15 protein-coding genes are annotated in these 13578 nt (G+C 30.4%); 9 read left to right on the top strand and 6 right to left on the bottom strand.

Annotated elements, in window-relative coordinates:
- Positions 1-2: 2 nt before the first annotated feature.
- Complete coding sequence (locus AC5SLW_RS05155; RefSeq protein WP_006997850.1) at positions 3-1235, top strand: type II secretion system F family protein; 1233 nt, start codon at positions 3-5, stop codon at positions 1233-1235.
- Here AC5SLW_RS05155 and AC5SLW_RS05150 read toward each other — a convergent pair.
- The 3 genes from AC5SLW_RS05150 to AC5SLW_RS05140 are packed head-to-tail and all read right to left on the bottom strand — an operon-like array spanning position 1232 to position 2254.
- Complete coding sequence (locus AC5SLW_RS05150; RefSeq protein ID WP_006997851.1) at positions 1232-1666, bottom strand: ATP-binding protein; 435 nt, start codon at positions 1664-1666, stop codon at positions 1232-1234. The two genes, AC5SLW_RS05155 and AC5SLW_RS05150, sit on opposite strands and share 4 nt — an antisense overlap.
- 7 nt (positions 1667-1673) lie before the next feature.
- Positions 1674-1973 (bottom strand): STAS domain-containing protein, encoded by a 300-nt coding sequence (locus AC5SLW_RS05145; protein ID WP_006997852.1) that lies wholly within the window; start codon positions 1971-1973, stop codon positions 1674-1676.
- On the bottom strand, positions 1970-2254 hold the full coding sequence (locus AC5SLW_RS05140) for an STAS domain-containing protein (RefSeq protein ID WP_006997853.1): 285 nt from the start codon (positions 2252-2254) through the stop codon (positions 1970-1972). The genes AC5SLW_RS05145 and AC5SLW_RS05140 overlap by 4 nt, the downstream gene beginning before the upstream one ends.
- A gap of 158 nt (positions 2255-2412) precedes the next feature.
- On the opposite strand from AC5SLW_RS05140, the gene AC5SLW_RS05135 reads away from it, so the two are divergent.
- The 6 genes from AC5SLW_RS05135 (at position 2413) to AC5SLW_RS05110 (ending at position 7485) form a co-directional block, all read left to right on the top strand.
- On the top strand, positions 2413-2898 hold the full coding sequence (locus tag AC5SLW_RS05135) for a prepilin-type N-terminal cleavage/methylation domain-containing protein (protein ID WP_006997854.1): 486 nt from the start codon (positions 2413-2415) through the stop codon (positions 2896-2898).
- Between the two features lie 9 nt (positions 2899-2907).
- Positions 2908-3351 carry a type IV pilin protein gene (locus tag AC5SLW_RS05130; RefSeq protein ID WP_494574820.1) on the top strand — a complete coding sequence of 148 codons (444 nt, stop codon included), beginning with the start codon at positions 2908-2910 and terminating at the stop codon, positions 3349-3351.
- A 72-nt stretch (positions 3352-3423) separates the two neighbouring features.
- A complete protein-coding gene (locus AC5SLW_RS05125; RefSeq protein WP_006997856.1) occupies positions 3424-3714 on the top strand; it encodes a hypothetical protein in 291 nt (96 codons plus the stop codon).
- Positions 3715-3846: 132 nt separating this feature from the next.
- Positions 3847-4176 (top strand): heavy-metal-associated domain-containing protein, encoded by a 330-nt coding sequence (locus AC5SLW_RS05120; protein ID WP_006997857.1) that lies wholly within the window; start codon positions 3847-3849, stop codon positions 4174-4176.
- A gap of 13 nt (positions 4177-4189) precedes the next feature.
- Positions 4190-6427: an ammonium transporter gene (gene amt / locus AC5SLW_RS05115; RefSeq protein ID WP_006997858.1), complete on the top strand. Its 2238-nt coding sequence runs from the start codon at positions 4190-4192 to the stop codon at positions 6425-6427.
- Positions 6428-6636: 209 nt separating this feature from the next.
- A complete protein-coding gene (locus AC5SLW_RS05110) occupies positions 6637-7485 on the top strand; it encodes a bile acid:sodium symporter family protein (protein WP_494574818.1) in 849 nt (282 codons plus the stop codon).
- On the opposite strand, the gene AC5SLW_RS05105 is transcribed toward AC5SLW_RS05110, so the two are convergent.
- Entirely contained in the window at positions 7478-8446 is a 969-nt protein-coding gene (locus AC5SLW_RS05105) for a MarR family transcriptional regulator (RefSeq protein ID WP_011281438.1), read from the bottom strand. The genes AC5SLW_RS05110 and AC5SLW_RS05105 overlap by 8 nt on opposite strands.
- A gap of 160 nt (positions 8447-8606) precedes the next feature.
- Between AC5SLW_RS05105 and AC5SLW_RS05100 the strand changes: the two genes are divergently transcribed.
- Positions 8607-10781: an autotransporter domain-containing protein gene (locus AC5SLW_RS05100; protein WP_494574815.1), complete on the top strand. Its 2175-nt coding sequence runs from the start codon at positions 8607-8609 to the stop codon at positions 10779-10781.
- Positions 10782-10789: 8 nt separating this feature from the next.
- Here the strand turns inward: AC5SLW_RS05100 and AC5SLW_RS05095 are convergent, their stop codons facing one another.
- Both AC5SLW_RS05095 and AC5SLW_RS05090 read right to left on the bottom strand, forming a co-directional pair.
- Positions 10790-11134, bottom strand: a complete 345-nt coding sequence (locus tag AC5SLW_RS05095; RefSeq protein WP_011281436.1) for a hypothetical protein — start codon at positions 11132-11134, stop codon at positions 10790-10792.
- Positions 11134-13284 (bottom strand): autotransporter domain-containing protein, encoded by a 2151-nt coding sequence (locus AC5SLW_RS05090; RefSeq protein WP_494574813.1) that lies wholly within the window; start codon positions 13282-13284, stop codon positions 11134-11136. The genes AC5SLW_RS05095 and AC5SLW_RS05090 overlap by 1 nt, the downstream gene beginning before the upstream one ends.
- Before the next feature lie 150 nt (positions 13285-13434).
- Here AC5SLW_RS05090 and AC5SLW_RS05085 point away from each other — a divergent pair, with 150 nt between their 5' ends.
- The gene (locus AC5SLW_RS05085) at positions 13435-13575 is read left to right on the top strand and encodes a hypothetical protein (protein ID WP_494574811.1); all 141 of its coding nucleotides are present in this window, start codon (positions 13435-13437) and stop codon (positions 13573-13575) included.
- Positions 13576-13578: the final 3 nt, after the last annotated feature.

Genomic DNA, 13578 nt, shown 5'->3' with positions numbered 1-13578 from the left:
AAATGGAAGCTTTTACTTATAAAGGAATATCCGAAGGTAAATATGTAGAAGGAGATATTGAGGCAATCAACCTTGATGAAGCTTCTCATTTATTAAAAGAAAAAAAAGTAATAATCACCAACATAATTAAGTCTAAGAAAAAAAAAGGTGAAGCAAAAAAAAAATCAGGTGGCTCATCTCTTTTTGGTAAAAAAAAAGTTAAAGTAGAAGAAATTCTTATATTCTCAAAGCAATTTGCAACCATGGTTAAGGCGGGCTTACCTATTTTGCAGGTTTTAATAATGTTAAGGGACCAATTAGAAAGTCCTGCTCTTAAAGACATTATAGAAGATATTAGAAAAAGTTTAGAAGGGGGTGTGAACCTATCAAAATGTTTTGAAAAATATCCTCAATATTTTGATAATATTTATGTCAACTTGATTAAAGCTGGTGAAGCAAGTGGTAAGCTAGATGTATTTTTACTTAAAATAGTAGATTCATTAGAGAAAAAAGAAAAGATTAAGAAAAAAATTAAGGGAGCTTTAATGTATCCAGCGATCATGTTTACGGTAGCGATTACTGTAAGTGCTTTTATGTTGATTAAAGTAGTTCCAGTATTTGCAAAAATGTACGATGGAATGGGCTTAGAATTACCCGCTGCAACAGCAACCATCATGGCAATGAGTGATTTTTTAAGTGGTACAGGTGGAAAAGTAATTCTGTTTGGTGGAATAGGTGGATATTTCGGGTTTAATTTTATTGTAAAAAGAAATGCTGCAATTCGTTTTAGATGGCATAAACAAATTTTAAAATTACCTATTTTTGGAGATATGATCTTAAAATCTCTACTGGCAAGAATTGCATTGATTTTAGGTAATTTAAGTGCTGCTGGTGTAAATTTATTAGAGAGTTTAGAAATTGCAAAATCAGTTAGTAATAATGATGTGATAACGGATGCACTAGAGAGTGTAAAAAAAGGTGTGTTCTCTGGTGATACCTTAACAAAACTTTTTTTAAAAGAACCACTCTTCCCACCAACTTTTAGTCAATTAATTTCTGTTGGAGAACAAACAGGTCAATTAGATGAAATGTTTAATTCAGTATCTGCTTATTATGAAGAAGAATTTGATACTACAGTCGATAACATGTCTGCTTTAATTGAACCTATCATGATTGTTTTCATGGGAGTAATGATTGGTGGTTTAATGATAGCCATGTACTCACCAATATTTAATGTGGGTGCTTTAATTAACTAATTTTTTAATTTTTTAGTTAAAACTAAATTATTAATCCAGGGTTCTTTTCCTGGTTCAAAATTAATTGAATCCATAATTTGTTGAATGAAAAATGTTCCTAGTCCACCTGGTTTAATATCATCGATCGCTCTATGTTTAACTTTGCTTTTTTCTACTGGTTTGCCTTTATCAAAGAAAGAAATCTCTAGAACATCATCATTACAAGATATTCTTACAACCATTTTATCTTGAGTGTCAGGCATATCTTTATATGCATGTTTAACTATATTTTGCGCAGCTTCAGCAATCGCTAAAACTAACTCTTCTCTTAAATCTTCATCAATTTTAAATTTTTCAAAAACATCTCTAGAAAAAGCTCTGACATCTTTCAAACTTGCTGAGCTAACTAAAAAATCTTTTTTTTCTGAATGACTAAAGTTTTCTAAACTCATAATTTATTTACTCCAAATTTAAAATTTGTTCTAACTTTGCCATCATGATTACTTTTAAAACAGATTTACTCACATCTTTAATGACAAGCTTGGTTCCCTTCTCAAGGGCTTTTTGATGACTTTCTATTAAAACTGAAATACCAGAAGAATCCATGTATTGAACATTACTTAGATTTAAAGCAACATTTTTACCAGAGTCGATAACAGGAAAGATAACTCCCTTAACTTCATCCGTTTTATCCATGTCTATTTCACCATCTAAAAATATGGTGCTTATATTGTCTTCTTCTGTAATTTTGTATGTCATAAAAACTTTCTTGCCATTGCTAGAACTTTTTCAACAGGTTGACTAACCTCTTTAAGTTCAACTTTAGTATTTTTCTCTCGAGCTCTTTGATTGCTTTCTATAATTATCGATATACCAGAAGAGTCCATGTAGGGTACATCTTTTAAATTTAAATGAACTTCTTTTCCAGCATCAATTAAAGGAAAAACAATTTCTCTTACCTCATCTGCAACATCCATATCTATTTCTCCAGTAAGAAAAACAGTGCTTACATTTTCATTATCTGTAACTTTATATTTCATATTTTATTTACTATTTATAGCTATTAACAAAAATAAGAAACAAGTAAACCCAATATGGTCAATTATCTTTGATTATTATTTAATATAATAAGATTTTTAGTTTACATCATCAATAATTATAATAAATTTAATAATAATAACTAATAACAGAGGAAATTATGAAAAATAATAAAGGTTTTACACTTATTGAATTGCTAGTTGTTGTAGCAATTATAGGTATTTTAGCTGCGGTAGGTGTTGTTGCTTACAATGGTTACACTAAGAGTGCAAAAATTAATGCTTCTAAATCAAACCAAGGGGCAGTAACAAAATATTTAGCTGCTGAAATTCAAAAATGTAACATGGGTACTGAGTCTACTGCAATGAGTGGAAATTTAACATGTTCAGGCAGAACAGAAGCTTTAATCATGAGTGGTGCTGTTGCTGCACTAGCAGATTTTAAAAACACATACACGCCAGTTTGTAAAGGAGTAACAGACGGTAGTACTGTGCCAACGGCTTCAGATGGTAGTACAACATGTCTAGCATTAGGAAAAGGTGTTACAACAATAACAGGGGATGGTGCTGGAACTATTACCGTTTCAACACAGTATGGTGACGACGCAACTGCTGACGTACTAACTAATGCTGTTGCAATAGAATAATCATCTCGATTGCAAGAAACAAAAAAAATAAAAACTAAAAGCTCACTAGGGTTTTCCCTGGTTGAGCTTGTAGTTGTGGTAGCAATAATTGGTATTTTAGCTTCTGTAGGAGTTATTACTTACAGCGGTTATATTTCAGGCACTAAAGAAAAATCTGCAAAAAATGTGATGCTACAAATATCACTAGCTCAAACAGAAGAATATTCAAATAGTGGAAGTTATTACACGCAGGACGATGATAGCTGTACACCTTCCTCGTCAACATCAAATGATATTGAAACAATTTTATTTGGTGGAGGAGATCAAATTGGTAAAGACATGGGTTATGAAATTTGTGTTGCAAGCATAGGTTCTTCAAATTTTAATATAATTGCAGAAGAAATTAAAGATACAGATCCTTGTCAATTAATCCTTAGTCGTAACGGCAATTTTACTAGAGGCGATGATTGCTAAAAAAATTAGCTAACCACCCATAATGGATAGTTTTACAGTTTCAAATTAAATATTCTTGTATAAATAAATATTGTGAAAAAAATTATTTTAATATTCTTGCTTATACCGTTATTAAGTAATTGTGGTCCATATTCTGCAGCACTTGGGCCAAGCTTGACTCTAGTAAACTCTGGAAGTATTTTACAAGCTTCAGCATCTTATGCTGGCTCTTCAGCAATGAAAAAATTTAATAAAGATTATATCAATGAATTAAATGTAGAAAAAATTTGTCCAACGGTCCATTCTAGTGAGTTAAATGAAATTTTTTTTGAAACTATAGATCATATGGATTGTTATTTTGATCCAATGAGTATTCATAGATAATATATAAATTATTCAAGAAATATAGGAATTTGAGCTCATCTTAATCAAAAGGCCTCATTTTGGGCGATTGACGAATTTTAAAATGAATTGATACGTGATAGCTTTGACTTATAATTAACAATAGGAAAAACTATGTTCAAAAAATATATACTATTTATAGGTTTCGTTTTATTTTCAACCAATTTATTTGCAGCTCAAACTCAAATTGCTCAAGTAAATGGAATGATGTGTATTAAATGCCAAAAAATGGTAACTAAAGCACTTCAAGCAGCTAGCCCATCTGCTACTGTTAAAGTTTCATGGCCAGAAGGTGTTGCGGTATCATCTTACCCTGATAAATCTGATTTATCTAATGAAGATTATAAAAAAGCAATCCTTGGAACCGGCTTTGAAGTTATTAAAGTGGTGAGTGTTGATAAGATTATTACTGATGCTGGTGAAGCTAGAAAATTAGTAGATTAATTAAAATAAAATTATGACTGCAGCTGATACTCAGATATTGCTCAATAAGCTGCAGTCCAACATAAATCAATTAGAGCTTACTAATAAGGGAGCTTTAAATGCATTAGAATTTCGCTTAGATGCAATCTTACAAGCAAATTTAGATACCTTTTGGCTTTTAATTTGTGCAATCCTTGTTTTTTTAATGCAGGCAGGCTTTATGTGTTTAGAGACTGGTTTGTCTCGGAACAAGAACAGTATTAACGTTGCCCTTAAAAATGTTTCAGACTTTGGAATATCTGTTGTAGTTTTTTGGGCGTTTGGTTTCGCATTAATGTATGGAACCAGTGTATCAGGACTGTTTGGTACCAAATTTTTTTTCTTTACCACTAAGGTTGCTGGCTATCAAACATATTTTGTCTTCCAAGCAATGTTTGTTGCAACAGCTGCAACTATTATCTCAGGTGCAGTTGCAGAAAGATTAAAGTTTTTCTCATATATAATTATTACATTATTAGTTTCTGGCCTCTTTTATCCAATTGTAGGTCACTGGTCTTGGGCATTTAATTTTGAAAATCCTGATCAAAAATTTGGTTGGTTAGGTCAATTAGGATATTTAGATTTTGCAGGTGCATCCGTTGTACACTCTGTAGGAGGATGGATTGCTTTATCAGTATTACTGGTAGTTGGTAACCGTACTGGAAGATTTAGAGAAGATGATAAAAAAAAATCTTTTCAAGGAAGTAATACACCAATGGCAGCTTTAGGTGCTTTAATTTTGTGGTTTGGTTGGTTTGGATTTAATGGAGGTGCTAATGGTGCAATGGATTTAAAAATTCCATTAATTTTAATTAATACTTTTTTATCAGCATCCTTTGGACTTATTTTCTCAAGTGTTATGGGTATCATTGTTTTAAAAAAACCAGAGCCATTATTTATGATCACGGGTCCCCTTGCTGGACTAGTTTCAATAACTGCTTCTTGTGCTTATGTTGATCCCACTCATGCAATTATAATAGGAAGTATTGGTGGAATTATTTCAGGCTCAACAATTGTATTACTTGAAAAAATTAAAATTGATGATGTGGTTAGTGCAATACCAGTTCACTTAGCATGTGGAATTTGGGGAACTATTGCAGTTGCTTTGTTTGCAAATTTTGAATTGATGGGTGTTGAAAAAACAAGATTAGAACAAATATATATTCAACTAATTGGCATAAGTTCAATTGGTGCTTTTTGTTTCATTGGTTCTTATTTAATATTAAAAACTATTAATTCATTTTTCCCTCTAAGAGTAAGTAAAATTCATGAAGAACTTGGTTTAAATATTTCAGAACACAATGCATCAACGGACACGCACGAATTACTTGAGGTATTAACTAATCAAGCAAAATCAGACAATTATTCAAGCCGCGCACCACAAGATCCTTTTACTGAAAGTGGAATTATTGGCACGCAATATAATGTCATAATGAACAAATTGGAACAAAGTGAAAAGCAAAAAAACAAATGGAAGAATAGAGTTTCTAAAGAAATTAAACTTGCAATGAATGTTCAGCAACGATTAATGCCAAAAAGAGATATAGAAAACTATCCAATATTTGGATTAAATATTCCTGCAAGAGAAATCTCGGGAGATTTTTATGATTTTTACCTTCATGATGATGAGGTGTATTTCACCCTATCTGATGTTTCAGGAAAAGGGGTGAATGCAGGAATGGTTATGGCAAAAGCTATTACTTTATTTAAGATCTTCGCTAAGCAAAAATTTAAGCCTAACGAAATTTTATTAGAGATGAATAATGATTTGAAAGAAACTAATCCTGTTGGTACCTTTATTACTTCAATTGTTGGAAGATATAATTTGAAAACAGATTTAGTTGAAATTGCAAATGCTGGACATCAGCCAACTTTATTAAAAGTGGGTAAAGATTTTAAAGAATATCCTTCAAGCTCAATGCCTTTGGCAGTCATTAAGCATAAAGATGAAAGTGTTTATCAATTAGAAAGCTTTAAATTAAATGGTGGACGAATTTACTGTTTTACTGATGGATTTTCAGAATGTATGGATGAAAATAAACAAGAAATAGGAATTGATGGTGTAAAAGAATTAATCCTAAAACACACAAACTCTTCATTACAAAAAGAATTAACAAGTGCGACAGAAGAAATTCGTTTAAAAAGTTTAAAAAAAGAAATTGTGGAAGATGGCGTTAAAAAAGATAATGATATTCTTGATGATGATTTAACAATTATTGCAATTGGTAAATAAGAAATTATACCAATCGGTATTCATAAATAACACATAAGTTATTAAAGAAATTTTAAGATTTATTATTAATTTATCTAATTAATCACATTTATAAAGATTACTATAACTTTATTTTTGAGGGTTTATCTTATCATATTTACAACTGACCAAAATGGGTTGACAAATGATCAAAATGGGTGGAACTATGCATGAAATTTTAAATTAAATTAATGGAAATAGTAACCAACATCGCTCCAATCGCTCTAGCTATTATTATGCTTGGACTAGGAGCTTCTTTAACAGTAGATGACTTTTTAAGAGTTGCAAAAAACCCTAAAGATTTTTTTATTGGTTTTATTTGTCAGTTAATTGTTTTACCAATTGTTGCTTATCTACTTATCATTACCTTAAGTGTGCCGATTGAAATGGCTTTAGGAGTAATGTTGATTGCGGCTGCTCCAGGGGGTGTAACCTCCAATGTTCTTACAAAATTTGCGAATGGTGATGTAGCATTATCAATATCACTGACAGCGGTTATGAGCTTATTAAGTATAGTTACGGTGCCATTCATTGTGATTAATTCAATTAATATATTTGATATCACCTATGTTGAGAGAGAAATAACAATGGTATCCATTTCTTTAAAAATGTTTTTTGTAGTTACGGTTCCAGTAATAATTGGAATGACTATCAGGCATTTTACTGGTGACCTTGTCATAAAAAATTTGAAGTTTATTCAAAGATTTTCTATTGCATTATTTTTACTTGTTTTTGCTGCAATATATATTGAAGAGTGGGATAAAATTGTAAGCTTTTTAACTCGAGCAGGTTTAATAGCCTTAATATTAAATGTAACTATGATGGTGATAGGATTTTATGTTGCTAAATTTTTTGCATCAGGGACACCTCAACAAAGAGCTATCTCTTTAGAATGTGGTTTGCAAAATGGAACCCTAGCAGTTTTTGTTGCTACTCAATTATTTGATAATATTATTTATATGGTACCCACAGCTGCCTATGCATTAGTAATGATGGCAACCTCCGTAATCTTTGTTTTTATTTTAAGAAAATCTAATTAGTGTTTATTATTTTAATCTGATTAAAAACCTTATACAAAAATTTACCCAAAGCTTTCATATTTTTATCTTGTAATTTAGTGAGCACTTTAAATTGTTTAGTTTGTGTCCCCATAGCAAAGTTATAAAGTTTTTTTTCACTAATATTTAAAAATTTGTTTTCGATTAAAAATTGTAATTTTCTTACAACGGTAGCCCTTGGAATTCCCGTAATATCAGCTATAGAAAATGCGTTAATACCAATGTGATTAGATTTTTGAACTGCTTTAAAATATTTTTGTCTATCTAAATTCTTGTCTTTGAAACCCCTATTTTGAACAGTATTAATCATTACAATTAATCCCACACATATTGTTTCTAAATCCTGAGTTTTAGTATCTGTTTTCCAACGGTTAGAAAATATGAATAAAAATTTGTAAAATTGATACCAACAAAAAGAAAAATTTTCTTTAATTAAATTTGAAATTTGATCTGTGTTTAAAGGTTCTTTAATTATTTTTTTATCTTTTAAAATTTCACTAAACGTAGAAACCAAACTACTAAAATCTTTTAAAGTTATATTAGCTTTTGTTTGTATAAAGCCAGGTCTTTCAACAAAGATCTTTTTTCCTGCTCTTTTAATAATACCTTTTTTCTCTAATTCAGATATTTTTCTTCTTACATTTTCCTTAGGTATAAGAAGGTCTCTTGCAATATCTGAAATATTAATATTTGGAATTTCTAGTGTTTTATCCTTATAAAACGTATCATAATCAACCATTAGTCCATTTTTTCTATAGTGAATAAAGTCTTTATTAATCAGATAAATTAAAATTATATACTTATCGATACCTTTAAAATTTTTATAAGCATTAATAAACCAATGAGTTACCAACGAATAATATGAGGGTGCTAACTGACTAAAATTTTCATTAATAATTTTGAAGATTTGTTCTTCATTAGTTTTATTTGTAATTTTAATCATGATTTCTATTAAAGTCTTACAAGTTGTTTTTTCCACCCATTTTGATCAGTTGTCAACACGACATGTGAGAAAACTCTAAAATGATATTATAGCTAACAAATTTAATTCGATTTGGGCACCAACACGGTTGTATTTATCCTAATTTCATTAATCTGCTAAGGTGAAAAAAATTCTCAAAACATCATTTTTTGTATTTAGCTTTTTAGCATTATTTTATTCTAATGCTTTTGCTTTTTTAGAATTTCAAAAAGAAAAAATACTATCCACAGATGTACCTGGTGTTAGAGGAATAAACTTTAAACCAGACGGAAGCATAATGTATATAACAAATCGTGTTGCAAATCATGATGCCTACATAGTTCAATATTCGCTCAGCACTCCATTCGATATAAGTACAGCAACAAGAACATTTGTTGATGGAGCTGGAACAAAATTAACATGTAGTACAGATATGCAGTTACCACACGCTATTGAATTTAAACCTGATGGAACAAGAATGTTTATAACTACCAACAAAGATCACTCTGGAAATCCTGGAGTTGCAGTCTATCAATTTAAATTAACAACTGCTTGGGATACTTCTACATTGGATTGTGAGAAAATATTTGAAGTAGACATAACGGGTGTTGGCAATGAAGATCAAGTAAGAACTTTAACATTTAAACCTGACGGAACACGTATGTTTGTGGGTGGAAAAACTCAAGATAAAATAAGAGAATATATATTAACAACTCCTTTTGATCTTCGATCTGGAGTTTCAGTGGGTTCTTTATCAGCCAGTCTAGCCAGCTCTTCTGACGGAGGAATGAGAAATATTCAATTGCATTCGGATGGGTCAATTTTGTATGTCGCAGGTGATGGTAATAATAATATACATAAATACACTCTAAGTACACCTTGGGATATCACAACTATTTCTTCTACTTCTACTGAATACGAGCTAGGTAGCAGAGTTAGTCATATGAGAGGCTTTATTTTCACAGCAAATTTTACGAAGTTGTTTGTTACTAATGATGCTGGCTCTACTGCTTCAACAAATAAAATTTTTGAATATAGTTTAGCTTGCGCTGGTACCATTACTTGTATTGATGCCTCAAATAATAATGATGTTAAAGCAATCATAGAAGCTAATGTAGAATTATCAAAACGTATAATTAAAAACAATACTCTTCCAATCTTTCATCGAATTGAGTGGTTAAGAAGACATAAAAATAAAGATAATTTATCAAATCTTAATGCAGAAATTGATTTTACAAATGAAAAAATATCAAAATTAGTTAGTGCTCTTAAAAATTCTAAAAAAGAAAATGATAGAAGTTATGATAGTGAGGATTGGTTTAAATGGAGTGAAGGTAGAATTAGCTTAGGTAAAAATAAATCTATAAATTCATCATCAAGAGACTTTCACAGTTATGGTATCTCAGTTGGTGCAGATAAAATTAAAGATGATGATAGAGATGCTATGCATGGATACGTTTTTCAGTATGCAAACGATAATGTTGATATTGGAAGTAGTGGAACAAAATTAGAGACAGATGCATATAGTTTTGCCTTATATGATACCAAACTTAGAGATGATCATTTTTTTACAGATGCATTAATTGGAGTTAGTTTACTAGATATAAATCAAAAAAGGGTTATTTATGGTAACATTTTAGAGGGAAACCGAGAAGGTCAACAGATATATGGATCATTTAATTTTGGAAAAAGAATAGTTGATGAAGATTTAAATCTCAATCCAGGTATTAAATTAGATTTAGGGTACACAAAACTAAAAGCATTTAGAGAAAGAACTATTGTTGGAGATAGTTTAGCTGATGCACTACTTTATAAAGAGCAAAATATTAAATCAGCATTAATAACACTTGGTGTCCTTTTAGATAAAACAGATACAGATAAAGAAGAAGATGAAATTATTAATCACCATGGTCGATTAGAATATATTGCAGATCTAAGCCCATCATCAGATGCAGAATTTTATTATCTTAATAGTCAAAGTACAGTTTACAATTATAATGTAGAAAATAAATCAAAGCATAATCTTAGAATTGGTTATGGTTTTGATGTCACTTCCATAACAGGATGGTCATTCGTTGGAAATTTTGAGAGATTTCAATCTAACGGCAAAGGTCATAGTAATGAAATTTATTTATCTGTAGGGTATGTGCCAATTGATGAAATGAAATTTGTATTTGATCTGAATAATTTTGAAAATACTAGTTTCTCATATACAAATAACATAAATGGATTTGATTTAAAGATGAGCTCTAATTATAATTTTATAAGTGATGTACCTGACTATGGTGCAAATATAGAAATTTCAAATAAATTTTAATTTAATAATTATTCTATAACTTCAATTTCATTAATAATGCTTACAATTTTTCCACCTTTAAGGACGGCGTTCACTCTTGCGCATTCATAGTATGCAGAGGAGCTCTCTTCTGCTGTTTGTCTCATTTCTAAACACCTAGATTTATTCTTAGTTAATAAATGTTCATATAATTCTGGTGGGTCGCCCAAGTACATCATGAGACCAATTACTTCACCTTCTTTTTCAAAATCTGCTTTTTCTTCTATAGATGCAACCCTGTCATCAACACCAATTTCAAAATTTTGAAATGCAACAAAGCCTTTATAAAAAATAAAAGCTAAAGCTAAGTAGAAAACTATTTTTATTTTACTCATTAAAATTTACTTAATATAGATAAGTTAGCATTATGATTTTCTTGACTTGAAAAATTATTTTCTAAATCAAATTCTAAATCAAATACACCTAGTGCTTTAGAAATTTTAAAGCTCGAAGTCATTTCTTCATCAAGACCAAGTGCAAACTCTGTTTCTTTTCTATATAAAAAGCCTGCTGATAATGTAAATTTATTAATATAACCATGACCCTTGATTTGCTGTCTTTCGTAATCAGTACTAATTATTAACCCTTGGTCATGCTTAAAATCTAAACCAAGTCCTGCTGTGTATATATCTCTATTTTTGTTATCAGCTTGATATTCAAAACTTTCACTGTTTGATACGTAGCTTGTTACCACCTTAGAGCTTGAGGCAAACTCTTTACTGTATTCAAGATTAATTCTAGATCTTACAGTTGAATTTTCTAGATCAACATCTTGGTCTATTAATACTCCTAAAGAAGCCATTAAAGATTTAATGTCTTGATCATTATAACTAAGTGCTGCAGCGCTGCCACTTTCTGTATAACCATTAAGTGCTGTATAACTTCCATCGATACGACCTGTTGGAGTAATAATTAAATCACCATTTTCATACTCTCTTCCAAAATTAAGTGAACCAAAAACCTGCTTACCTTCACGGTCACCCGTATTTATGTCGGTATTTCCTTCATATTTTCTTACAATATCACTATCTAAATAACTAACTCCAAAAACGTGTTTTAAAAAATTACTGTTTTCTAAACTGTTAATTCCATAAAGAGATAAACTTAATGCATTTGTATCAACTTTAGAACCAAAGGTTCCAACATCAACATCAGTGTTACCTACTCTTAAAGCAACTCCTAATATTTGGTCATCATCCATTTTTGTATCAACACCCACAGTTATACCAAGGCTATCAATATCTTGAGCAGAACTTAAGGAGCTCTCACCAATTTTTCCAAAACTAATGCTACCTTCGGACCATACCTCCCAATCATTAGGTAAAATTTGATCTAATTTTTGAAGTGGGTTTAATTTAGCTTGTGCGGAACTTAAAACATTATTGGATACTTTCTTTAATAATTCATTTTGAAAGTTTAACTCTATATTTTGTGCACTTGCGTTGTAGTATTTATTCGCTCTTAAAATAGATAATCTTTTTAAAGCAGACTGACTTGAATCTTTTGCAAAATTTTTAGCAGTATTAATTTGTGCATCAACTACACCCCTTACATCTTTATTTTTTTGTGGTGCGTCACACGTTGATGAACTAGTGACTTTAAAAGGACAGCTTAAGCTATACTCTCGAACTTCATCACCACTCCAATTTATGTGATACATTTTTGTTCCAGAACCATTGAAAGCCATGCCACTTAAGTATTCATCACTGGAATGAGTTGGTGAGAATGTACCAGTTAATGTTGCGCTTGAGCTTGATATATCGAAAGCAGTAGATAAAGCGTATTCATCAATTTTATTATCAGTGTTAGAGCCACCTCTTGATTTTACTACAAACATTTTTGATCCATCAGCATTGAAGCCTAGTCCTTGATGAAAATTACTACTTGTTGCATTAGTAAGTGTGTTGGTTAAAGTTTTAGTATCAGGGTTATATGGTGTTGAAAGATTATATTCTTCTACCCGCGTATTTGTCTGATTCAAAACAAACATTTTTGTTCCATTATTATTAAAAGCTAATCCTCTTGGATCACCACCAATAGAAGTAAAAGTGGTATCTGCTGCAGTGATCGATCCAATATCATATGGTGTACTTAAAGACCATCTATCAATCCCATTACCTCCAGTTCCTAAAATAAAAATTACAGTTCCATCTGAATTAAATTTTACATCTTCTGGTGCACCCTCTACTGTTCTTATAAGCACTGACTTTTCTAAAGCTGCTGAAGTAATATCAAAAGCTGTCGTTAGATTATATTGTAATATTTTATCAGCACCAATTCCTGTAATATACATTTTGGTACCATCAGGTTTAAATGTTATCCCAGTAGCGCTTCCTTCATCGTCGCTGATATCAAGATTAGCAATAAATGTAGGTTCAGCTAAAGCTAGTGATGAAAAAAATAAACTAAATAAAACTAAAAATACCTTTAGTTTAAGAGCACCTTTTATAATTAATTTTTTACTTTTTTTTATTAAATTAAGCATCTTGATTTATTAAAATTTATATATTTGAATTTTTGATGAAGATTATTTTATCCTCGATAAAACGCACTCAATATCAGAATTTCTGCCCGTTTTGAGCACTTAAAAGAACTGAAAAACCGCTAAATTAAATTTTATATAGTATTTTTCATTATGGTATTTTTTTTAAGAAAATTAGCTGTTGGTCTATTTTTGTCATCATTTTTTATTTTGATGCAATCACAAGCTGGAATAGTTGAACTGATAAATAAACAATTTAAAGACCTGAGTATTAAATTGTCAGCAACACTTTAATCT

It is taken from the genome of Candidatus Pelagibacter sp. PS_40 (genome assembly GCF_059417765.1).
This window is presented reverse-complemented; position numbering and strand designations above follow the sequence as displayed.